The sequence below is a fragment of the Streptomyces tauricus genome (assembly GCF_014650955.1).
GTDB classification, from domain to species: domain Bacteria; phylum Actinomycetota; class Actinomycetes; order Streptomycetales; family Streptomycetaceae; genus Streptomyces; species Streptomyces tauricus.
In genome coordinates, this window is record NZ_BMVY01000002.1 from 18,133 (window position 1) to 39,561 (window position 21,429).

A 21,429-nucleotide genomic window follows, 5' to 3' on the forward strand; every position below is an offset into this window, starting at 1 on the left:
AGGGATCGTGCTCGGGCGACGGGTGGGAGATCGGTGGCGCGAGGCGGGCGGTGGCCGCGGGATGAACGGGACGCGTGCCGTCGACGCTACGCCGGTGGGTGTCGTGGAAGCGGCGCTTCCTCGTGTTCCCTCCCGGCACCGGTGTCCCCCGCATCACGAACGTACGGCATGTCCCGGGCGTGCCCGCGTTCCCCCGTACGGGTCACCCGTCCCTCTCCTGGCGGTGCCGTGCCGGAACCTGTCGGGTGTGACCCTCCGTGCGTTCACCGCCGTCCCACCTGGCCTGTTTCATGTCGATGCGCGGAAGGTGGGTTCCGGAGGCCCTGCTCGCCTCCCTGAGGGGCGTGCCCTCGGCCCGGTAGTGGTCCAGCGCCTCCAGTTCGTGGCCCGGGAGCAGCGCCCCGTCCGCCCGGACGACCCGCCACCACGGAACGGGTCCTCCGTAGAGGGCCATCACACGTCCGACCTGTCGCGGACCGCCCTCCTCCAGCCATTCCGCCACATCTCCGTACGTCATGACGCGCCCGGGCGGAATCTGGTCGGCGACGTCGAGGACTCGCTCCGCGTACTCCGGCAAGGCGTCCGCCGGGAGGCTCTGCTCGCTCATCCGGTCCATCCTGCACCACGCCTCCGACAACGTGACGCGGCGGCGACTGTGCGTATCCCTCGCCCCGGAACAGCGCTTCGGGCAGACTGTGCGCCCCCGCATTGCACCCTGATGCCCCCCTGTGTCGGCGGGGCATGCCACCATCGTGCGGGCGGTTACTGGTGATACGAGACCAAGAAGAGACGATGAAACAGCAGGGTGTGCACCCCGAAGACGCGGAGGGCACCTCTGAGGTTTCGTCGCGCCCGCATTCCGGCGACGATACGGACGAGAGCCTTCCGGAGATGACAGAGGCGTCCGTGACGTCAGAGACGGACGGTGCGTCCGAGACAGGCGTGACGTCCGGGAGGCCGGACACGTCCCAGAAGAAGGACATGCGCAAGGAGAGCGAAGCCGAGGAGACCGACGGCGCGGCCTGCGACGATGCCCCGGCCGAAGCGGTCGAGGGCGACGAACCGCTGCTCCCCGCGCGCGTGCACCGTCCCTCCGATCTGATGCGCCTGCTGGTGGGCGTTCTCGCGATCGCCGTGCTGCTGTCGATCGCCGCGTTCGCGCACGGCACGACGTCGGGGCTGGCGCAGGACATCAACAAGGGCACCGACGAGGCGCCCGACCTGCTGATCAAGATCGCCGGGCTCGCGTCGAGCATCGCGATCCTCCTGGTGCCGGTCGCCTTCGCCATCGAGCGGCTGATCAAGAGGGACGGGCTGCGGATCGCCGACGGTGTACTGGCCGCGGTCCTCGCCCACGGTGTGACGCTCGCCACTGATCTGTGGGTCGCCCAGGCCGCCCCGGACTCCATCCAGAAGGCGCTCACCCAGCCCTCGCCCGGCGACATCCACGCGCTGACCGACCCGGTGCACGGTTACCTCGCGCCCGTCATCGCCTACATGACGGCCGTCGGGATGTCGCGACGGCCGCGCTGGCGTGCGGTCCTGTGGGTCGTGCTGATGCTCGACGCCTTCTCCATGCTGGTCACCGGCTACACGACCCCCTTCTCGATCATCCTCACGGTGCTGATCGGCTGGAGCGTGGCCTACGGGACGCTGTACGCGGTCGGCTCGCCGAACGTACGGCCCACGGGCCGGACCCTGATGGCCGGTCTGCGGCACGTCGGCTTCCACCCGGTGAGCGCGGCGCGGGACGAGACCCCGGAGGCGGCGGACGGCGACCGTGGCCGCCGGTACTTCGTGACGCTCCAGGACGGCGCCCCACTCGACGTCACGGTGGTGGACCGGGAACAGCAGGCACAGGGCTTCTTCTATCGCGTGTGGCGCCGTCTGACCCTGCGCGGGATCACCACGCGCCGCAGCCTCCAGTCGCTGCGTCAGGCCCTGGAACAGGAGGCGCTCCTCGCGTACGCGGCCATCGCGGCCGGGGCCAACGCGCCGAAGCTGATCGCGACCTCCGAGCTGGGTCCGGACGCCGTGATGCTGGTCTACGAGCACATCGGCGGGCGCACCCTCGACGCGCTGCCGGACGAGGACATCACCGACGATCTGCTGCGCGAGACCTGGCACCAGGTGCAGGCGCTGCAGTCGCGGCGCATCGCGCACCGCAGACTGGCCGGTGACGCGATTCTGGTGGATCGTTCCGGCACGGTCATCCTCACGGACCTGCGCAACGGCGAGATCGCGGCCGGTGAGCTGCTGCTGCGCATGGACGTCGCCCAGCTGGTGACCACACTCGGTCTGCGCGTCGGCGCGGAACGCGCGGTGGCCTCGGCCGTCGGCGTGCTCGGCCCGGACGCGGTCGCCGACTGCCTGCCCATGCTGCAGCCCATCGCGCTCACCCGCTCCCACCGCGCGACCTTGCGCAAACTGGCCCGGGAGCGGTCGGAGCGCGAGCGCGAGGCGGTCCTGGAGGCCTCCCGGCAGGCCAAACTGGCCCGCGCCGAGGAGCACGAGGCCACGCCTTCGGAGACCAGGCCCGTCCTGGAGAAGCCCGACAAGAAAACCGTACGTGCGGAGCAGCGGGCCGAGAAGCGGGCGATCGACGAGGCGCTGGACGAGGCGCGCGAGGAGGATCTGCTCACCCAGATCCGGCACCAGGTGCTGCTGATCAGACCGCAGGCACCGGTCGAGCCGGCCCGTCTCGAGCGCATCCGTCCGCGCACGCTGATCAGCTTCATCGCGGGCGCGTTCGGCGCGTACTTCCTGCTGACGCAGCTCACGCACATCGAGTTCGGCACGCTCTTCGACAGCGCCCAGTGGGGCTGGGTCGCCGCGGCGGCGCTCTTCTCGATGCTGAGCTACTTCGCCGCGGCCATGAGTCTGCTGGGCTTCGTGCCCGAGCGGGTGCCGTTCATGCGGGCCGTGGCCGCGCAGGTCGCCGGGTCCTTCGTGAAGATCGTGGCGCCCGCGGCGGTGGGCGGAGTCGCGCTCAACACACGGTTCCTGCAGCGCGCGGGGGTACGGCCGGGGCTCGCGGTGGCGAGCGTCGGCGCGTCGCAGCTGTTCGGGCTCGGCTGTCACATCCTGATGCTGCTGTCGTTCGGCTATCTGACCGGTACCGAGAAGACGCCCTCCTTGTCGCCGTCCCGGACGGTCATCGCGGGTCTGCTGACCGTCGCGGTCCTCGTCCTCGTCGTGACCTCGGTGCCGTTCCTGCGGAAATTCGTCGTCACGCGCGTGCGGTCGCTCTTCGCGGGTGTCATCCCGCGCATGCTGGACGTCCTCCAACGGCCGCAGAAGCTGATCACCGGCATCGGCGGCATGCTCCTGCTGACGGCCTGCTTCGTGATGTGCCTCGACGCGTCGATCCGGGCGTTCGGCAGCGAGGACATGCCTGCGATCAGCATCGCCAGTGTGGCCGTCGTCTTCCTCGCCGGAAACGCGCTCGGCTCCGCGGCGCCCACCCCGGGCGGGGTGGGCGCGGTCGAGGCCACCCTGACGGTCGGTCTGATCGCCGTCGGACTCCCCAAGGAGGTCGCAGCGCCCGCCGTGCTCCTGTACCGCCTTCTCACGCTGTGGCTGCCCGTGCTGCCGGGATGGCTGTTCTTCAACCACCTGACACGCAAGGGCGCGCTCTAGACCGGCTCCAGGACCCGTCCGGCGGTCCGCTGGGCCGCCGGACGGCCGTCGACGATCCGTGGGGGGGCGGAGGCGACGCCCTCACCCGCACGGCCCGCGCCCCGAGCGGCCCGTCCTGAGCAACCTCAGGATGGGTCTATGCCGAACCCCTCCCCGCCGCGTGCCGCCGCCCTGACCGCCACCGCCCTCCTGCTGCTGGCGGCCCTCGCCGGATGCGGCGACGACGGCGGCTCCACGGACGAGGACCTGTCGGCGCAGAAGCTCAGCTGGAAGGACTGCCCGGAACCTTCCGAGTCCGAGGGCGGCGGGGACGCTCCGTCGCCCCTGCCGGACGGCGACACCTGGAAGTGCGCGACTCTGAAGGCACCCCTGGACTGGGACAAGCCCAAGGGGGACACCATCGATCTCGCGCTGATCCGCGCGCAGGCGAGCGGCGCCGAGGACCGGCGCATCGGTTCGCTGCTCTTCAACTTCGGCGGCCCGGGCGGCTCGGGCGTCACCACACTCCCCGCCTTCGGGAAGGACTACGACGAGCTGCGCGCCCGTTACGACCTGGTCAGTTTCGACCCGCGCGGGGTCGGCCGCAGCGCCGGTGTGAAGTGCGAGGACAACGAACAGCTCGACGAGTACTTCCAGCAGGACGGCACCCCGGACGACGACGCCGAGCAACGGACCCTCCTGGACGGCACGAAGGAGTTCAACAAGGCCTGCGAGAAGAACTCCGGGAAGCTCCTCCCCCACGTACGCACCACCGACGCGGCCCGCGACATGGACCTGATGCGCCAGGTCCTCGGCGACGACGAACTGCACTACTTCGGCATCTCGTACGGCACCGAACTGGGCGGCGTGTACGCGCACCTGTTCCCCGAGAAGGTCGGGCGGGCCGTCTTCGACGCGGTCGTGGACCCGACGCAGAACTCCGAACAGGGGTCCCTCGGGCAGGCAAAGGGCTTCCAGTTGGCGCTGGACAACTTCGCCGAGGACTGCGCCTCGAAGGCGGAGGAGTGCCCGCTCGGCGACAGCGCGCAGGACGTGAAGGACCGGATCGCCAAGCTGCTGGCGGACCTGGACGACAAACCGATCCCGGGCATCTTCCCGCGTCAGCTCACCCAGACCGCCGCCACGAGCGGCATCGCGCAGTCCCTGTACTCCAAGGAGTTCTGGGAGTACCTCACCGAAGGGCTCCAGCAGGCGTACGACGGTGACGGCAAGGTCCTGATGCTGCTGTCCGACTCGATGAACGGGCGCAACCAGGACGGCGAGTACAGCAACATCAGCGCCGCCAACGTCTCGATCAACTGCGCGGACGACAAACCGCGTTACACCGCCGCCGACGTGCGGGCGAAGCTCCCCGAGTTCCGCGAGGCGTCCTCCGTCTTCGGCGACTACCTGGCGTGGGGCATGGTCGGCTGCACCGACTGGGCGGTGGCGGGCGACGCCGACCACCCCGATGTGAGCGCGCCCGGTGCGGCCCCGATCCTCGTGGTCGGGAACACCGGCGACCCGGCGACCCCGTACGAGGGCGCCCGGAAGATGGTGGATGCGCTGGGCAAGGGGGTCGGTGTCGAGCTGACGTACAAGGGTCAGGGGCACGGAGCGTACGACAGTGGCAGCAAGTGCGTGCGCGACGCGGTGAACGGCTATCTGCTGAACGGCAGGGTCCCGGCGGCCGGCACGGTCTGCTCCTGAGGAAGACTCACAAAATGGCAGGTCAGAGGGTTATCCACAGGGCTCCGCGGTGCTTGCGGGGATCTGCCTAATATGGCCTGACTGTCATCCGCGACATCCGGCGGACGACGATGCGAGGGGGGAAGTTCATGGCGCGTATCGCACGATGGACGGCACTGGCCGCCGCCGCGTTGCTGGTGGCCGGCTGCAGCGGCTCGTCCGGGGACGACGGAGGGAACGACAAGAACGACGACGCGGGCAGGACGCCGGGCGCGGCGTCCTCCTCCGACGCCATGCCGGGGCTGCCCGCCTCACTCACCTCGCAGAAGCTCGACTGGGGCAGGTGCAAGGCCACCGAGACCGGCCCCGCGCCGGGCGGGGACTGGCGGTGTACGACGCTCAAGGTGCCGCTGGACTGGGCGAAGCCGGCGGGCGAGACCATCGGACTGGCGCTGATCCGCAGCGAGTCGAGCGGATCCTCCGACGACCGCATCGGCTCACTGCTGTTCAACTTCGGCGGGCCCGGCGGCTCGGGCGTCGACTATCTGCCGCCGTACGGGCCGACGTTCGCGAAGCTCCACGAGCGGTACGACCTGGTCAGTTGGGACCCGCGCGGTGTCGCCGCCAGTGAGGGCGTGCGCTGTCGCAGCGACAAGGAGGTCCAGGCGGCCGAGGCGGTCGACACCACACCGGACACCTCCACCGAGGAGACCGCGTTCCTCAAGGACGCCGCGGACTTCGGCAAGGGCTGCGAGGAGTCCGCGGGCAAGCTCCTGGGACATGTCTCGACGACCGACACGGCCCGGGACATGGACCTGATGCGGCATGTCCTCGGCGACCGGAAGATGCACTACTTCGGCATCTCGTACGGCACCGAACTGGGCGGTGTGTACGCCCACTTGTTCCCCAAGAAGGTGGGACGGCTGGTCCTGGACGCGGTCGTCGACCCGAGCGCCGGCACGGTGGGCCACGCGGAGAACCAGGCCAGGGGTTTCCAGCGCGCTCTGGAGGACTATCTCGAATCCGAGGGCCAGGACCCCGAGCAGGGCTCCCAGAAGATCGCGGCCCTGCTCAAGCGGATCGACTCCGCACCGCTGCCGACCACGAGCGGCCGCGATCTGACACAGCAGCTCGCCCTCACCGGCATCGTCTACCCGCTCTACAGCAAGTCGTCCTGGCCGGCCCTCACCAGTGCGCTCGAAGCGGCCGAGGACGGCGACGGTACGGAACTGCTCGCGCAGGCCGACAGCTACAACGACCGTGACGCCTCGGGCCGCTACGGCACGACCACGCATTCCCAACGGGTCATATCGTGCTTGGACGACAAGGAGCGGCCGACGCCCGAGGAGGCGAAGAAGCGGCTCCCCGAGTTCCGGAAGATCTCGCCCGTGTTCGGGGACTCGATGGGCTGGGACACGGCCGGGTGGTGCCACGACTGGCCGGTGGCCGGGCAGTACGAGAATCCGGAGGTGAGCGCGCCCGGCGCGGACCCCGTCCTGGTGGTGGGCAACACCGGCGACCCGGCGACGCCGTACGAGGGTGCGCGCAAGATGGCGGACGAGCTGGGCAAGGGCGTCGGTGTGCAGCTCACCTGGAAGGGCGAGGGACACGGGGCGTACGGGAGCGGGAGCGACTGCGTCGACAGCACGGTCGACGACTACCTGCTGGACGGATCGGTACCGGACGACGGCAAGGTCTGCGGTTCGTAGCGGCCCCGACCGTCCGGGGGACGGGAAAGGGCCCGGCACACGCGGTGCCGAGCCCTTCTCCGAACAGGGTGTGTCCGTACCGGGTGCCTCTAGTAGATCGGCTTCTCCGGCTCGATCTGGTTGACCCAGCCGATCACGCCGCCGCCCACGTGCACGGCGTCCGAGAATCCGGCCGACTTGAGGACCGCGAGGACCTCCGCGCTGCGGACACCCGTCTTGCAGTGCAGGACGATCTTCTTGTCCTGCGGCAGGGTGGCCAGGGCGGTGCCCATGAGGAACTCGTTCTTGGGGATCAGCTTGGCGCCGGGGATCGAGACGATCTCGTACTCGTTGATCTCGCGGACGTCGATGATCTCGATGTTCTCGCCGTCGTCGATCCACTCCTTGAGCTGCTTGGGAGTGATCGTCGAGCCGGCGGCCGCCTCCTGGGCCTCTTCGGAGACGACGCCGCAGAAGGCCTCGTAGTCGATGAGCTCGGTGACGGTGGGGTTCTCGCCGCAGACCGCGCAGTTCGGGTCCTTGCGGACCTTGACCTGGCGGTACTGCATCTCCAGGGCGTCGTAGATCATCAGGCGGCCGAGGAGCGGCTCACCGATGCCCGCGAGGAGCTTGATGGCCTCGTTGACCTGGATGGAGCCGATGGACGCGCACAGCACGCCCAGGACGCCGCCCTCGGCGCAGGAGGGGACCATGCCGGGGGGCGGGGGCTCCGGGTAGAGGCAGCGGTAGCAGGGTCCGTGCTCGGACCAGAAGACGGAGGCCTGTCCGTCGAAGCGGTAGATCGAGCCCCAGACGTACGGCTTGTTGAGCAGCACGCACGCGTCGTTGACCAGGTAGCGGGTCGCGAAGTTGTCCGTGCCGTCGACGATCAGGTCGTACTGGCTGAAGATGTCCATCACGTTCTCGGCTTCGAGCCGCTCTTCGTGCAGGACCACGTTCACATAAGGGTTGATACCGAGCACGCTGTCGCGGGCCGACGCCGCCTTGGAGCGGCCGATGTCCGCCTGGCTGTGGATGATCTGGCGCTGCAGGTTCGACTCGTCGACCTCGTCGAACTCCACGATGCCGAGCGTGCCCACGCCCGCGGCGGCCAGGTACATCAGCGCCGGCGAGCCCAGGCCGCCGGCGCCCACACAGAGCACCTTGGCGTTCTTCAGCCGCTTCTGCCCGTCCATGCCCACGTCGGGGATGATCAGGTGGCGGGAGTACCTGCGGACCTCGTCTACGGTGAGCTCAGCAGCTGGCTCGACCAGGGGTGGCAGCGACACGGGGACTCCGTTGGTCGGTCAATCACTACAGTTGTTCTCCCCGTAACACTGCCACGCCCTTCTTCATTCCGAGACACCCGTTCCGATCCGCGAGACGAGTTCGTCCCAGTAGCCGGGCAGACTCTCCCAGGGGTCGGCCGAACCTCCGCGGTCCGTACGGTCGGTGAAGTAGATCGTCGAGGCCCCCTGCCAGCGGGCGATGCGCAGAGCCTCGTCGAGATGCCCCCGGGGCATGCCGTGGACGAAGTGGCAGAAACGCTCGGGCGGGTATTCGGCGGTCCACTCCGCCACCTGCGACCAGCGGTAGTCGCTCCAGGGCCCGGAGAAGGTCACCAGTTGGTCGGCGGCCTCGGCGTAGCCGGGATACGGATGGGTGCCGTGGCCGAGGACGAGGTGGCCGTCGCCGGTGAGGGCCCGCAGGGTGTCGGCCGTGCGGCGGATCTCCGGGAGCGCTGTCCGCTCCGTGGGACAGCGGTCCAGGAAGAAGCCGTCGACCTGGTACCAGTCGAGATAGCGGTGTGCCTCGGAGACGAGTTCACCGAAGGCGCGTGCGCCGTAGGTCACGTCCAGGTGGCCGAGGACGCGGACGCCCGCGTTGCGCAGGCGTCCGGCGGCTTCCAGACAGTGGGGGTCGGGGCGGGCGCCGGGGCCGTCGGAGACGTTCAGGACCACCCAGTGCAAGGGGGTCCCGGGGCGGGTGAGCCCGCCCCATTCGACCGGCGCGACCAGGGGGTGCGCATAGCCGGGGACACCGAAGCCGATCCTCAGGTCCGTGCTCGCGGTGCCCGTCGGTTGGCTGGTCAGATACGGCATGCGGCCTCCATCCAGATGTCGGCGAGGGATTCCTCGAGGTTGATCCGGGGCCGCCAGCCGAGCCGGTCGCGTGCGGTGCGCACGTCGGCCTGCTGCCAGCTGCCGCAGCCGTCCGGGTAGGGGTACACGGCCGGGGCCGTGTGCTCTGTTTCGGAGCGGGGGTGCCCGATGGATGGCCTGACGGGGCCGGGACCTCCGTCGAGTTCGTGGAGGGCTCCTCCGTAACCGGCGACGCGCGCGAGGACGGAGGCGGCGTCACGCAGACGTACGGCACGACCGGATCCGATGTTGATGACGCCCTGTGCGGCGGAGAGGGAGGCGGCATGGACGGCACGGGCGACGTCGCGTACGTCGATGAAGTCGCGCTGGACACCGAGGCCGGCGAGTTTGAGTTCGCCGTCGCCGGACTGCATGGCGCGGCGCATCGCTTCGGCGAGGCGCCCTAGCGGGGAGCCCGCCGGGGTGCCGGGTCCGCACGGCGAGAACACCCGCAGGACGACGGCGTCCAGGCCGGAGCCGAGGACCAGTTCGGTGGCGGCGAGCTTGCTCACGCCGTAGGGGCCACCGGGGCGGGGGACCGCGTCCTCGGCCGTGGAGGATCCGGGCTGGCTGGGTCCGTACTCCGCGCCGCAGCCGATCTGTACGAGGCGTGCCCCGCACCCGCTGCGGCGCAGTGCCTCACAGACGGTGGCGACAGCGACGGTGTTGTGCCGGGTCAGCTCGCGGGCGCCGCCGCGGGTGGCACCGGCGCAGTTGACGACGACCCCGGGGTGCACCGCGTCCAGGAAGCGGGTGAGCGCCCCCGGGCTGCCGCTGGCGAGGTCGAAGCGTACGTCCGCGTCGTCACCCCGGCCGAGCGCGGTGAGCTGCACGGCCGGGTCGGCGAGGAGACGGTCGGCGACGAAGCGGCCCAGGTAGCCGTTGGCTCCGATCAGCAGCACCCTCATCGGGCGGCTCCCGGGGTGGACTCTCCGATGCGGAGGGTGATCATCTGGCGTTCTCCTTCAGGGTGGTGCCGTGGTTCGTACGGAAGGCCCGCGGTGTCGGCCCCGCGGGAAGGGGTGGGCTCGGCGCGGCGGCCGAGGGAGGGGTGTCCGGCGCGGGGGCCGGGCGTCGACGGCGGCTCACGGCGCGTCTCCGTGTGCCGCGTGGGCGGAGGCCCGGGTGAGGGTCCTGGTCGCGTGGAGCAGCAGGACGAGCGCCGCGGCCCCGCACACGAGAGCCGGGATCGCACCGGCTCCCCAGGCGTCGACCACGGTCTCGACGGGCACGGCCAGTGCCTCGCAGCCGGGGAGGCGGCTTCCGAAGACGCTCACGAGGGCCGCCGCCTCCGCCACGCCCGCGGCCGCGAGCATGACGGCGGGAGCGTGTCTGAATCCGTGCACGGTGAGGAGGCGGGCGAGCAGGAGGAGCGCGCCGAGGGCGCCGGTCCCGGCGTACGCGACGGGCTCGTCCAGTACCGCTCCGCACAGGGCGAGCAGGCCGCCGAGGACGCAGAGGAACAGCGCGAACACCCCCAGGAGCAGGGGTTTCACGGAGGACGCGAACTCCTCCAGGGCGCGGCTGGTGGCGAGACGGCGGCGGGCGCGTACGGCGAAGAGGTGGGCGCACCAGGCCGCCGGGGCGCAGGCCGCGCTCAGGGCCAGGACGGACGAGAGGGCGATCGGCCACGAGCTGTCGGAGCTGCCGGTGGGCGGCCCGTCGGGGCCGCCTTCGATGGCGGCGGCGATCAGGCCGTCGCCGAGGAGGGCGTAGGCGACGAGCCAGTACGTCCACGCGCGCGTGGACGGTGTCGGGGACCACGGCCGCGTGGCGTGCAGGGGGCCGCGGCTGCGGGCCGCGCGTACGGCGAAGGCGACGGCGAGTACGCCGACGACGGTCACCGCGAGGCGCGGCCGGCCCTCGGTGTACCGAACTCCGGTCACGACCGCCGCGCACAGGGCGCCCGGCAGCAGGGTCAGTACGGCCCAGTCGGCGTGCGCCTTGGGGGTGTCGGGTGTCTCGGGCCGCGGTGCGGTGTCTCCGGCGCGGGGTACCCGCGCGTACATCTCCTCCGCGAGGGAGAAGACGTCCCGGTGCCTGAAGTGGGTGGCGGTCCGGTCGGTCACACCGTGCGCCTCCAGGGCCGCCGCGATCTCCAGCGGGTCCACCGCGCGCTCGCACAGCTCCCGGTGGCGGTGCATCAGGGCCTTCACGGGATCGGCGGCGCCGCGGGAGACCGCGGGCGCGCGGTCGTCGACGACCGGCTCGCCGAGCTGATCGCCGGGCTGTTCACGCAGCTCTTCGGCGGCCATGCCCTGAATCGGTCCGGGGGTGACGGCCGTCTCCACCGGACCGGAGATCTGACGGTCCTCGGCCGGAGGGGGAGCCTCCGCCGGGACCGTCACGGCGTCCCACACCAGTCGGGCGTACGTCGCCGTCGAGGATCCCTGCCGCAGTCCCTGCTCGGACTCCGAAAGCCCCGACCAGGACCCCTGCCGCGATCCCGGCTGGGACTCCTGCCGCGTATGCGCAACGCGGGTGCTCTCGTCCGGCCGGGTGGCCGTGTCCTTGGCCCAACTGGGCCGCAGGCCCGCCGATCGCGGTTCGCCCGGGCGTACGTCCGCGATTCTCGACTCGCCCAGCTGTACGTCGACCACGCGGGTCTCGCCGGGCTGGATGTCCACCACCTTGATCTCGCCCACCTCGGCGTTCATGCCCCGCACGTCCCCGAGGTCGCCCAACTGCCCGGTCTCCGTGCCGTCGGTGGCGCCGCCGGTGGTCCGGTTCGCTTGCCCGTTCCGTCGCGCGCTCACCACGCCCCCTCCCCCGCGGGCACCGGCTCGCCCGGAGCGAGTCCCAGTGGGACGCCCCGTACCGGCGGTCCTGCCGCCCAGCCCGGGCCCGGTCTCCCGGCCACCGGCCGCGTCCCCGGTTCGGGCCACCGGCCCGGCACCTGTGCCTCGACGGGTATGGCGAACGGAAGGGGCTCGCCCGATGCGTCGACCACGACCCGTTGGACCGGACAGCGCGAGACGATGTCGAGGTAAATGCTGTGAAATGCCATGATGTTCTGTTCGACGGTGAAGAGTTCGAGGGCCCGGGCGCGGGCCGCGGCGCCGAGGCGCGAGCGGCGCTCCGGGTCGCGCAGCAGGGCGACGCACGCCTCGGCGAGCGCCCGTGGATTACGCGGCGGGACCACGAGCCCCGTACCGCCGATGACCTCGACGACCGCGCCGACGTCCGTGGACACCGTGGCGCGGCCGCAGAACATCGCTTCGACGAGGCTGATGGGGAAGCCCTCGACGACGCTGGACAGGACGACGAGGGCGCCCGCCGCGTATGCCTCGGGGAGGGTCGGTACGTCCGGTCCGCCGATCTCCTCGAAGGAGACCGGGTTGTCGCCGACGGCGTGCACTCCGCGGGCCTCGTCGGGGAAGAGCTGCGCGGCCAGTGCCTTGCAGTGCGCCAGATGGGTCGCGCCCTCCGGCCCGTCGGCGGGCGCGCCGACGACCCGCAGCCGCGCCTTCGGCTCCTCCTTGCGGATCTCCGCGAAGGCGTGCAACAGCGAGACCAGGTCCTTGGCGGGCTCGATGCGCCCGACCCACACCAAGGTGCAGGGATCGGCGCGTTCGGCGCTCTCGCCCACCTCCGAGAAGCGGGACGCCTCCATGCCTGGATAGACGGTACGGATCCTGGCCCGGTCGGCGCCGCAGCGCTCCTGCCAGCGGCGGGCGTGCGTGTTGCCGGGCGTGATGACCGTGGCCTGCCGGTAGGCCTCCGCGGCGAGCCGGCCGTGGAACGCCGCGAGCAGGGCCCGCGCCGGCGCCGACACGGCGTTCCCCCGAAGGTCCTCACGCGGGCCGAGGTAGTGCGCCCGCAGTTGCACTCCGTACTCCGTGACCAGCAGCGGTACGCCCGAGAAGTGGCGGGCGAGCAGTCCCGGCAGGGCCGCGGCGCCGCCGGACGTGGCGTGGCACAGGTCGACCGAGCCGAGCCCGTCGTCGCCGTACCAGTCGAGGGAGAGGGGGCGCAGCGCGCGTTCGACCTGGGCGGCGACGGTGAGCAGGTCCGGCACGCGGGCGGTGCGCGCGGCGCGCAGTGCGCCGGGCGCGCGGCAGGCGCGTTCGAGGGCGCGCACCGCGGACTCGGAGCGGAGGGCGCCGACCAGGCCGCCCTCGTCCCGGGCCAGTTCGGCGAGCCCGTACAGCGCGCTGCCGAAACGGTCCGCCGCACCGGCCGGGGCGCTCTCGACGCGCTCCTCGTTCTCCACGTTCTCCGCGGCGCCGCCGAGGGCGTCGGCCGCGCACAAGGCCGCCGCCAACTCTCCGTAGTACTCGGCGAATCGGCGTCGGGCCCGTCGTCCGTAGGCGACGCCGTCGTCGTTCGCCGTCCAGAGCGGGGCGGTGCGCACCCGGCTCACCTGGGAGGGGAGCTGGATCCAGCCCTCGTCCTCCTGCTGCTCGCTGCGGCTCAGCGCGTAGATGTCGAACTCGTGCTGCTCGAGCCCGCGCACGAGCCGGTCGCACCAGAGCCTGGCCTCACCGCTCACATACGGATAGCCACCCTCCGTAAGCAGTCCTATGCGCACGACCGCACTCCCGATCTCCCGTGTGGGGAGCCGCCGTTGACCCGGCGGCTCGCAGCGGGACGAACGTATGCGGACATGGCGGTGGTGCGATGGACGGTTGTCCATCGCACCACCAAAAGGGGTGAACGGTCGTAACTTTCCCGTGCGGGTCGCGTTCCGTCGCGCTAAGAGATCAACCGAACACGTTTCGTCATACGGCGGCCAGTTGTTGGCGGGCGGCCCGACGGGTCGCGCGGCGGGCGGCCGCGACCGCCGGATCCAGCGCGGGGACGGCGGCGAGCAGCTGCCGCGTGTACGGGTCGCGGGGCGACTCGTAGACCTCGTCGACGGGTCCGTACTCGACGATCCGGCCGCCGCGCATCACCGCCACCTGGTCGCTGACCTGGCGTACTACGGCGAGATCGTGTGCCACGAAGACCAGGGCGAGGCCGAGTTCGCGCCGCAGTTCGCCGAGCAGGGCGACCACCTGGGCCTGGGTGGTGACGTCCAGCGCGGAGACCGGTTCGTCGCACACGATGACCCGCGGGTCGGCTGCCAGGGCCCGCGCGATGCCGACGCGTTGGCGCTGACCTCCGCTGAACTCGTGCGGGTAGCGGTCGTAGTGCGCCCCTTCGAGCCCCACCCGTTCCAACAGCTCCCGTACGCGCTCCCGTATGCCCCCTTCGTCACGCTCACCCCGCGCCCGGAGAGGGTCGGCGATCGACTCGCCCACGCTGCGGCGGGGGTTGAGGGAGGAGACGGGGTCCTGGAAGACCATCTGCACGTCGGGGCGCACGCCGCCGCCGGGGCTGATGTGCCCCGCCGTCGGTTCCAGCAGGCCGACCAGCATGCGGCCCAGCGTCGTCTTGCCGCTGCCGCTCTCGCCCACGATGCCGAGCGTCTCGCCCCGGCGGACCGTGAGCGACACGTCGTCGACGGCGGCGAACGCGCGCTTCCCGCGCCCGAACTCGCGCCGCAGCCCGACGGCTTCCAGCACGACCGCCGCCGACGGCGCCTCCTCCACCGCCGCGCCGGCCGCCACGCCGGATGCCGTCCCAGGCCGCGTGCCGGACGATGCGCCGGACGCCGTCCCGGCCCCGGTACCAGCCGATGCGCCGGATGCCGCGACCGACGCGCCCCCGCCGGAGGCCGTGACCGACGCCGTCCCGCCGACGGCCGCGGGTGGCCCGTCGACCCGTGGACGGGGCATGCCCGGACCGTCCACCCGTGGACGCGGCCCGCCCGGCCCGTCCACCCGTGGCACCGCGTTCAGCAGTTCGCGGGTGTACGGCTGGGCCGGGGTACCCAGGACCGTGGCGACGGGGCCGTGTTCGACCACCCGTCCGTGCCGCATGACCAGGATCTCGTCGACGCTCCCGGCGGCGACGCCCACGTCGTGCGTGACGAGCAGAAGACCCATCCCCGTCTCCTCCCGCAGCGTGTGCAGCAGATCGAGGATCTGGGCCTGGACGGTCACGTCCAGCGCGGTGGTCGGCTCGTCGGCGATCAGCAGATCCGGCTCGCAGGCCAGCGCCATCGCGATCAGGGCACGCTGCCGCATCCCGCCGCTGAACTCGTGCGGGCGCGCACGGGACCGCCGGCCCGCGTCCGGGATCCCGACACGGTCCAGTACCTCGACCGCACGCGCGCGTGCCGCCCGCCGCGACGCCCGCGTGTGCACGCGGTACACCTCGGCGATCTGGTCCCCGATCGCGTAGTACGGGTCGAGGGACGACAGCGGGTCCTGGAAGACCATCGCGGCCCGCGCACCGCGCAACCGCCGCAACTCGTCGTCCGACGCCCGCTGTACGTCGATGCCGGCGACCTCGACCGCGCCGCCGACGTACGCGCCCGTCCCCCGGTGCAGCCCCAGCAGCGCCGAGGCGACCGTGGACTTGCCCGAGCCGGACTCACCGACCAGCGCGAGCGCGGCGCCCCGCTCCAGCCGGAAGGAGAGGCCGTCCACGGCCCGCAGTTCACCGAATCCGACGGTGAGATCAGTGACTTCGACCAGGCTCATGCCAGTACCACCCGTCGGTCGGCCACCGCGTACAGCACGTCCGCGAGGGCGTTGGCGATGACGACGAAGAAGCCCACGACCAGGACCATCCCGACGACCACGGGGAGGTCGACGACATCGACGGCGTGGACCAGTTCCCGTCCGATGCCGGGCAGCCCGAACAGCGTCTCGGTGAGGACCGCGCCGCCGACGGCGGAGCCGACGTTGTTGGCGTTCAGCGCGATGACCGGTGCGAAGGCTCCGCGCAACGCGTGCCGCCCGATGACCGAGCGCTCGCCGACGCCGTACGCGCGGAAGGTCCTGATGTGGTCCTCGGCCAGCGTCTCCAGCATCGACGACCTGGTCAGCCGGGCGAAGGCGGCGGCCTCGATGAGCGCGAGCGAGAGCCAGGGCAGCAGCAGGTTCCACGCCCACTGTTCGGGGTCGTCGGTGAGATTCACGTACTGCGGGAAGGGCAGCAGTTCCAGTTCGCCGCAGACCACGATCATCAGGACCAGGCCGATGACGAAGACGGGCGTGGCCACGCCCACGAGCGTGACGCCGGTCAGCACCCGCTCGGAGAGCCGCCCCCGCCGCCACGCCGAGAGCACACCGGTGCCGACGCCGAGGATCAGCCACATCACCATCGACCCGAACACGAGCGACAGGCTGACCGGCAGCTTGGTGAGGATCAGCTCGGTGACCTGCTGGTCGCTCTGGTACGACAGCCCGAGGCAGGGCGCCGGGCAGTGCTGCACCGCGGTGCCGGTCGAGTAGTCCTGGCCGGCGACGAGCCCTTCAAGGAAGTGCCAGTAGCGCACGTACAGCGGGTCGTCGAGGCGCAGTTGGTCGGCGACCTGCTGGACCTGGGCGGGCGAGCAGCGCGGGCCGCAGGTGATCTGGGCGACGTTGCCGGGGGTGACGTAGAAGACGACGTAGATGATCACCGAGATGGCGAGCAGGGTGACCAGGACGCCGACGGCCCGGCGCAGGACGAACCCCGCGAACCCGTTCCCCGTGGACCCGTTCCCCATGAACCCACTCATGAGGCACCTCCCTGCGCCGCCCCACCGGACTCCCCGGACTCCCCGGACGCTCCGGACGCTCCAGTCACCGAAGCCACAGACGTAGCCGAAACCGCCGACGTAGCCGTAGTAACCGAAGCCGCCGCAGTAACCGAAGCCACCTTCGCCTCCCGCCTCCTCCCCGTCCCCACCCGCAGCCGTGAGGCCGCTCGCGGGTCGAGGGCCGTCCGCACCCCGTCGCCGAGGACGGTCAGCGCGAGGACGGTCACGAAGAGGGCGCCCGCCGGCAGCAGTAGGTACTGCGGTGCGGCCTGGTACCAGACGTCGGCGGCGGTGAGCATCTGCCCCCACGAAGGCGTCGGCGGCTTCATGCCGACGCCGAGGAAGGACAGGGCCGCCTCGACGGTGATGTTCTGCGGGATGAGGATCGCGGCGTACGTGATCACGGGCGCGGCGAGTCCCGGCAGCAGCTCGCGCCGGGCGATCCGCCAGGTGCCCCAGCCGCTGAGCCGCGCGGCGGACACGTAGTCCAGCCCTTTCAGGGTGAGCGTCTGCGCGCGGACGATCTTCGCGATGTTGCCCCAGGCGATCAGCCCGATGACGCCCGCGACCAGGACGGGCCGCGGGAAACTCGACGGCACGATCGCGAGCAGTGCCAACGACATGATCATCAGCGGCATGGCGACGATGATGTCGGTGAACCGGCTCAGCAACTGGTCGACCCAGCGCGTCCCGAGCGCGGCAGCGACACCGACCACCACACCGATGACGATCTGTACGACGGTCGCGGCCAGCGCGACACCCAGCGAGACGCGGGCCCCGTACACGAGGCGGGCGAACAGGTCGCGGCCGGTCTGCGGCTCGACGCCGAGCCAGTGCTCGCCGCTGATGCCTCCGAACGATCCGATGGGCACACCGCCGCGCGCGGAATCGATCAGATCCGGGTGGTACGTGGTCGGATCCTGACCCTCGATCGCGGTGAGCAGTGGTGCTGCGAGGGCGACAAGGACGAGCAGCGCGACGACGCCCGCCGCGACGAGGGCGGCGCGCTGCGCACGCAGCCGCCGCCAGAACTGACGAGCCCCCGAGGCCCCCGGAGGAACGGAGAGGTCCGTTCCTCCGGGGGCCTGGGAGGCGATGAGTACATCGCTCACGGCGCTACTTCACCGAGACCTGCGAGATGTCCAGCACCCCGGTCCAGTCGCTGATCACGATGTTCTTGACGTCCTTGCCGTACAGGCGCTTGTAGACCGGGTGGAACAGCGGCACGGTCAGCGCCTGCTCGCCGATCTTCTTGTCGAGCGCGCCCCAGCGGGTGGCGGCCTCGTCGAGGTCGGTCAGCTTGTTGATCGCGTCGATCTCGGCGTTGACCGACTTGTCGTCGAGGAAGCCGGTGTTGAAGTTGGCGCCGTCCTTCACGATCTGCCGGCCGTCGAAGATCGGGGCGAGGAAGGGACCGCCCGAGGGCCAGTCGGCACCCCAGTGCGCGAGGAAGAAGCCGGGCTCCGTCCTGGCGTTGTGGATCTTGTCGCTGTAGTCGTTGTCCTCCAGGCCCTGGAGCTTGACGGTGATGCCGGCCTTCTTCAGGGCGTCCTGGATGGCGGTGGCTATCTCCGGGCTGGTCTCGAAGTCCTTGGCGTTGGAATGGGTGAGCGTGACGGTCAGGCCCTTGGCGTGCCCGGCCTCCTTCAGCAGTTCCTTCGCCTTGGCCGCGTTGCCGGACTTGCCCGCCGGGAAGTGGTCGTACGGCGTGTAGCCGAAGGACTTCTGGTTCGGCAGGTACGTCGTCGCGGCCTCGGCCAGCGAGGACCCGCCCGCCGCGTTGATCACGGAGGAGCGGTCGACGGCGTACGAGATCGCCTGGCGCACCTTCGGGTCGTCGAACGGCTTCACCTTCGGGTTGAAGGCGATGTAGTTCGTGTAGCCGAAGTGCCCGGTGCCGACCCGCGCGGCCAGCTCCTTGTCACCGCTGACCTTGGCGAGTTCGGCGGGTCCGAGGTTCGTGTCGGTGGTGACGGCGGCGGCGTCCGTGCCCTGGGACGAGGACAGCCGCTGGTTGATGACGGACGAGTCGAGCCCGGAGCGTACGTCGATCTTGTCGGGGTACGCCTTGCGCTCGGCGTCCGTCGACGCGGACCAGTGCGTATTGCGCTCCAGGGTCAGCCGCTCGCCGTCGTTCTCGTTCTCGACGACCTTGTACGGGCCGGACGAGACCGGGTGCTCCTCGTACTTCGTACCGGTGTCCTTGGCCTTCGGGACGGGCGCGAACTGCGTCTGCGTGGCGAGGTACGGGAACTCGCCCTCGGGCTTGTTCAGGCGGAAGACGATGGTCCGCTCGTCGGGCGTCTCGATGGATTCGAGGCCCTTCTTGTCCTTGTAGGGCCCCTGGTAGTCGGCCCCGCCGATCAGCCAGTCCCGCAGGTAGGGCGCGCCGCCGGACAGTTCGGCCGCGAAGGACCGCTCGATGCCGTACTTGATGTCGGCCGAGGTGATCGCGCTGCCGTCCTCGTACGTGAGGCCCTTCTTCAGCGTGTACGTCCACACGGTCGCGTTCTCGCTGGGTCTGCCGGTGTCCGTGGCGAGGTCGGGGACGACCTTGGAACCCTCCGCCCCGTCCTCGCGGTTGCGCGTGGTGAGCGTACGGAAGACGAGCGACGGGACGTTGCCGCCGCCGGAGGTGTAGAGCCGGGCGGGGTCGAAGTCCTGCTGCGGGTTGGAGTTCAGGACCGTGAGGGTGCCGCCCTTGGCCGGCTTCGCGTCGGCGCCGCCGGACGAGGCCTTGGCATCGTTGTCCTCCGGCCCGCAGGCGACGGCACCCGCTGCCACGGCGAGGCTGACGGATACGGCGGCCAGACGGCGCGCTCTGACGGACGAATGACGCATGGGAGGAAACCCCTCGGAGAATTCGGCGAATACCGCACGCGAACAGAGCGCGGTGTGAGGAAGAAATCGCGGAAATCGCCCCGAGGGCACGCCGGCACGAGAGCACGAAGGCACTCCGGAAAGCATCCGGGCACCGTAATTACGGTGCCGGTGCCGGGGGTGCCGGTGAAAAACGAGAGAACGCCGACGCGCGCCGGGGGCGGAGGTCAGCGACAGTGAATGTCGGCCACGCAGAGCGCGGTCACGCCGAACAGCGCCAGCTCAAGGGCTGCGCGTGCGGAGATGTGACGAGGCGACATGCGAGAAAATATGAAGGAACTTTCCCCGCCTGTCAATGTGGGCCGTCCGTCTCCCGGCCGGCCCCGGGCCGCCGTCCCGACCGCCCCCGCGGCGCTCCCGCTCAACTCGACGGGAAGGGCCAGGGGTTGGGCCGGCACTTGATCCCGTCGTGGTCCAGGAACTTGGTCTGCTGCTGCATGACGGGGGCGAGCCCGCCGTCGACACTGCAGCTCACATGCCCGTACCCGAGCCGGTGCCCCACCTCGTGATTGATCAGCATCTGCCGGTACGAGTACATCTTGTCCCCGTACGTCTCGGAGCCCTGGGCCCAGCGATACGCGTTGATCATCACGCGGTCGGTGGCGGCCGAGTCGCAGGAGACGTTGTCCTGGGTGGTGTCGAGACCCGACTTGGCGCACCAGAAAGCGGTGGTGCCGGGACTGGCGAGCGTGATGACGAAGTCGGGCTTTCCGGAGGAAATCCGCTCGAAGGTACGGCCGCCGTCGTGCGCCCAACTCCGCTTGTCGTTCAGGGTTTTCTGCACGGCCTGCGCGAAGAGCTTTCCGTCGAGGCCGAGGGATTTCTCCACGTCGACGCGGTAGGTGAATTTCTGTCCGGCTCCCGGCGCCTTGTCGAAGCCGGGGATCGCGTCGAATTTCCCGCCGCCCTCGAGTGTGGGTGCCAGGGGGTAATTCGCCGCCATCTGCTGGGCGTACGAGAGCGTCACCGCGCGCGGTTTCGTGGAGGGCGCGGGTCGCTTGTCGGTGCGCGACGCGGAGTCCTTGGCCTCCCGGTCGGCGCCGCCGGCCGCCTGTGAGCGCGCGGAGTCGTCCGTGTCACCGCCGGCGACCTGGCCCGCCACGACGACGGCCAGCACGGTGGTGACGGCCGCGGCCGCGATGCCGGTGAAGGTTCGCCCCTTGCCGCCCTTGGTCTTCTCCGGCCGGGTGTCCTCGGTCTCCGGGGTCTCCGGCTCCTGGGACGGCTTCTTGTGCTCGACTTCCTCGTCCCAGTCGGTGACCGGGGCGAAGGGGTCCGCGCGCAGCGCCGCCGCCGCGGGTGTGGCAGCCCGCGGTGCGAACTGGTCGTCGCTGCCGCCGCCCTGGCCGTTCGCCCCGTCCGCGCCGAACGCGTCCACGTAGGCCTGGCGCGGGCCGCCGGCTCCCGCCGCGCCCGGCGCGTACCGCTGCCCGGGGATCGACATTCCTGGCCGGTCGCGCGGCGCTCCCTGGCCCGGCCCGCGCGGCGGCCCTTGCGGGGACGCCTGCGGTACGCCCGCTCCGGCTCCGGAGCCGACTGCGGCCCCGTACCCGGTGGCCGTCCTCGCCGCGCCCCAGCCGCCGCCCGCCTCACGCTGCTCGGGGTGCCCGCCGCGGACACGGGGCATGCCGTGGGCCGGGGTGCCGTCGGCGTTTCGCGGCGCGCCCTGCGCCGGATCACCACCGGCCAACCGCGGAAAGCCATGAGCCGGGGTGCCGTCCGGGAGTCGCGGGAACCCGTGCGCCGGGGTGCCGTCCGGCAGCCGGGGGAATCCATGGGCGGGGGTCCCGTCCTGAAGACGGGGGAACCCGTGAGCGGGCGTCCCGTCGGGAAGCCG

General features: G+C 71.1%; 15 protein-coding genes. 3 read left to right on the forward strand and 12 right to left on the reverse strand.

The window, feature by feature from the left end; genetic code table 11:
- Nucleotides 1-202: 202 nt before the first annotated feature.
- Nucleotides 203-607: an MGMT family protein gene (locus IE278_RS04785; RefSeq protein WP_281403106.1), complete on the reverse strand. Its 405-nt coding sequence runs from the start codon at nucleotides 605-607 to the stop codon at nucleotides 203-205.
- 284 nt (nucleotides 608-891) lie between these two features.
- Between IE278_RS04785 and IE278_RS04790 the strand changes: the two genes are divergently transcribed.
- The 3 genes from IE278_RS04790 (at nucleotide 892) to IE278_RS04800 (ending at nucleotide 7,016) form a co-directional block, all read left to right on the forward strand.
- Entirely contained in the window at nucleotides 892-3,639 is a 2,748-nt protein-coding gene (locus IE278_RS04790; protein ID WP_373311900.1) for a lysylphosphatidylglycerol synthase transmembrane domain-containing protein, read from the forward strand.
- 138 nt (nucleotides 3,640-3,777) lie between these two features.
- On the forward strand, nucleotides 3,778-5,328 hold the full coding sequence (locus IE278_RS04795; RefSeq protein WP_189769159.1) for an alpha/beta hydrolase: 1,551 nt from the start codon (nucleotides 3,778-3,780) through the stop codon (nucleotides 5,326-5,328).
- Nucleotides 5,329-5,456: 128 nt separating this feature from the next.
- On the forward strand, nucleotides 5,457-7,016 hold the full coding sequence (locus IE278_RS04800) for an alpha/beta hydrolase (RefSeq protein ID WP_189769160.1): 1,560 nt from the start codon (nucleotides 5,457-5,459) through the stop codon (nucleotides 7,014-7,016).
- A gap of 89 nt (nucleotides 7,017-7,105) precedes the next feature.
- Here IE278_RS04800 and moeZ read toward each other — a convergent pair whose 3' ends face one another.
- The 11 genes from moeZ to IE278_RS04850 form a co-directional block, all read right to left on the reverse strand.
- A complete protein-coding gene (moeZ, locus tag IE278_RS04805; RefSeq protein ID WP_189769161.1) occupies nucleotides 7,106-8,284 on the reverse strand; it encodes an adenylyltransferase/sulfurtransferase MoeZ in 1,179 nt (392 codons plus the stop codon).
- A gap of 63 nt (nucleotides 8,285-8,347) precedes the next feature.
- Nucleotides 8,348-9,097, reverse strand: a complete 750-nt coding sequence (locus IE278_RS04810) for a spherulation-specific family 4 protein (protein WP_189769162.1) — start codon at nucleotides 9,095-9,097, stop codon at nucleotides 8,348-8,350.
- The gene (locus IE278_RS04815) at nucleotides 9,085-10,044 is read right to left on the reverse strand and encodes an NAD-dependent epimerase/dehydratase family protein (protein WP_189769163.1); all 960 of its coding nucleotides are present in this window, start codon (nucleotides 10,042-10,044) and stop codon (nucleotides 9,085-9,087) included. Before IE278_RS04815 ends, IE278_RS04810 begins: the two co-directional genes overlap by 13 nt.
- 177 nt (nucleotides 10,045-10,221) lie before the next feature.
- A complete protein-coding gene (locus IE278_RS04820) occupies nucleotides 10,222-11,391 on the reverse strand; it encodes a hypothetical protein (protein WP_246570054.1) in 1,170 nt (389 codons plus the stop codon).
- A gap of 497 nt (nucleotides 11,392-11,888) precedes the next feature.
- Nucleotides 11,889-13,667 (reverse strand): DUF3492 domain-containing protein, encoded by a 1,779-nt coding sequence (locus IE278_RS04825; RefSeq protein ID WP_246569950.1) that lies wholly within the window; start codon nucleotides 13,665-13,667, stop codon nucleotides 11,889-11,891.
- A gap of 190 nt (nucleotides 13,668-13,857) precedes the next feature.
- On the reverse strand, nucleotides 13,858-15,666 hold the full coding sequence (locus tag IE278_RS04830; protein ID WP_189769166.1) for a dipeptide ABC transporter ATP-binding protein: 1,809 nt from the start codon (nucleotides 15,664-15,666) through the stop codon (nucleotides 13,858-13,860).
- The gene (locus IE278_RS04835; RefSeq protein WP_246569954.1) at nucleotides 15,663-16,691 is read right to left on the reverse strand and encodes an ABC transporter permease; all 1,029 of its coding nucleotides are present in this window, start codon (nucleotides 16,689-16,691) and stop codon (nucleotides 15,663-15,665) included. The genes IE278_RS04830 and IE278_RS04835 overlap by 4 nt, the downstream gene beginning before the upstream one ends.
- Nucleotides 16,688-17,824: an ABC transporter permease gene (locus IE278_RS04840; RefSeq protein ID WP_246569957.1), complete on the reverse strand. Its 1,137-nt coding sequence runs from the start codon at nucleotides 17,822-17,824 to the stop codon at nucleotides 16,688-16,690. Before IE278_RS04840 ends, IE278_RS04835 begins: the two co-directional genes overlap by 4 nt.
- Before the next feature lie 4 nt (nucleotides 17,825-17,828).
- A complete protein-coding gene (locus IE278_RS04845; RefSeq protein WP_189769168.1) occupies nucleotides 17,829-19,553 on the reverse strand; it encodes an ABC transporter substrate-binding protein in 1,725 nt (574 codons plus the stop codon).
- Nucleotides 19,554-19,759: 206 nt separating this feature from the next.
- A complete protein-coding gene (locus IE278_RS43155) occupies nucleotides 19,760-19,852 on the reverse strand; it encodes an Ms4533A family Cys-rich leader peptide (protein ID WP_318658070.1) in 93 nt (30 codons plus the stop codon).
- A gap of 101 nt (nucleotides 19,853-19,953) precedes the next feature.
- Entirely contained in the window at nucleotides 19,954-21,219 is a 1,266-nt protein-coding gene (locus IE278_RS04850) for a DUF3152 domain-containing protein (protein WP_373311901.1), read from the reverse strand.
- Nucleotides 21,220-21,429 lie beyond the last annotated feature (210 nt).

What these genes read in the sequence shown, in the direction of transcription:
- IE278_RS04810 (WP_189769162.1), bottom strand. Translation starts at nt 9,097, where the DNA reads ATGCCGTATCTGACCAGCCAACCGACGGGCACCGCGAGCACGGACCTG.
- IE278_RS04785 (WP_281403106.1), bottom strand. Translation starts at nt 607, where the DNA reads ATGAGCGAGCAGAGCCTCCCGGCGGACGCCTTGCCGGAGTACGCGGAG.
- IE278_RS04800 (WP_189769160.1), top strand. Translation starts at nt 5,457, where the DNA reads ATGGCGCGTATCGCACGATGGACGGCACTGGCCGCCGCCGCGTTGCTG.
- IE278_RS04835 (WP_246569954.1), bottom strand. Translation starts at nt 16,691, where the DNA reads ATGAGTGGGTTCATGGGGAACGGGTCCACGGGGAACGGGTTCGCGGGG.
- IE278_RS04795 (WP_189769159.1), top strand. Translation starts at nt 3,778, where the DNA reads ATGCCGAACCCCTCCCCGCCGCGTGCCGCCGCCCTGACCGCCACCGCC.
- IE278_RS04820 (WP_246570054.1), bottom strand. Translation starts at nt 11,391, where the DNA reads ATGGCCGCCGAAGAGCTGCGTGAACAGCCCGGCGATCAGCTCGGCGAG.
- IE278_RS04845 (WP_189769168.1), bottom strand. Translation starts at nt 19,553, where the DNA reads ATGCGTCATTCGTCCGTCAGAGCGCGCCGTCTGGCCGCCGTATCCGTC.
- IE278_RS04830 (WP_189769166.1), bottom strand. Translation starts at nt 15,666, where the DNA reads ATGAGCCTGGTCGAAGTCACTGATCTCACCGTCGGATTCGGTGAACTG.
- IE278_RS43155 (WP_318658070.1), bottom strand. Translation starts at nt 19,852, where the DNA reads ATGTCGCCTCGTCACATCTCCGCACGCGCAGCCCTTGAGCTGGCGCTG.
- IE278_RS04815 (WP_189769163.1), bottom strand. Translation starts at nt 10,044, where the DNA reads ATGAGGGTGCTGCTGATCGGAGCCAACGGCTACCTGGGCCGCTTCGTC.
- IE278_RS04790 (WP_373311900.1), top strand. Translation starts at nt 892, where the DNA reads ATGACAGAGGCGTCCGTGACGTCAGAGACGGACGGTGCGTCCGAGACA.
- IE278_RS04850 (WP_373311901.1), bottom strand. Translation starts at nt 21,219, where the DNA reads ATGCCCCGTGTCCGCGGCGGGCACCCCGAGCAGCGTGAGGCGGGCGGC.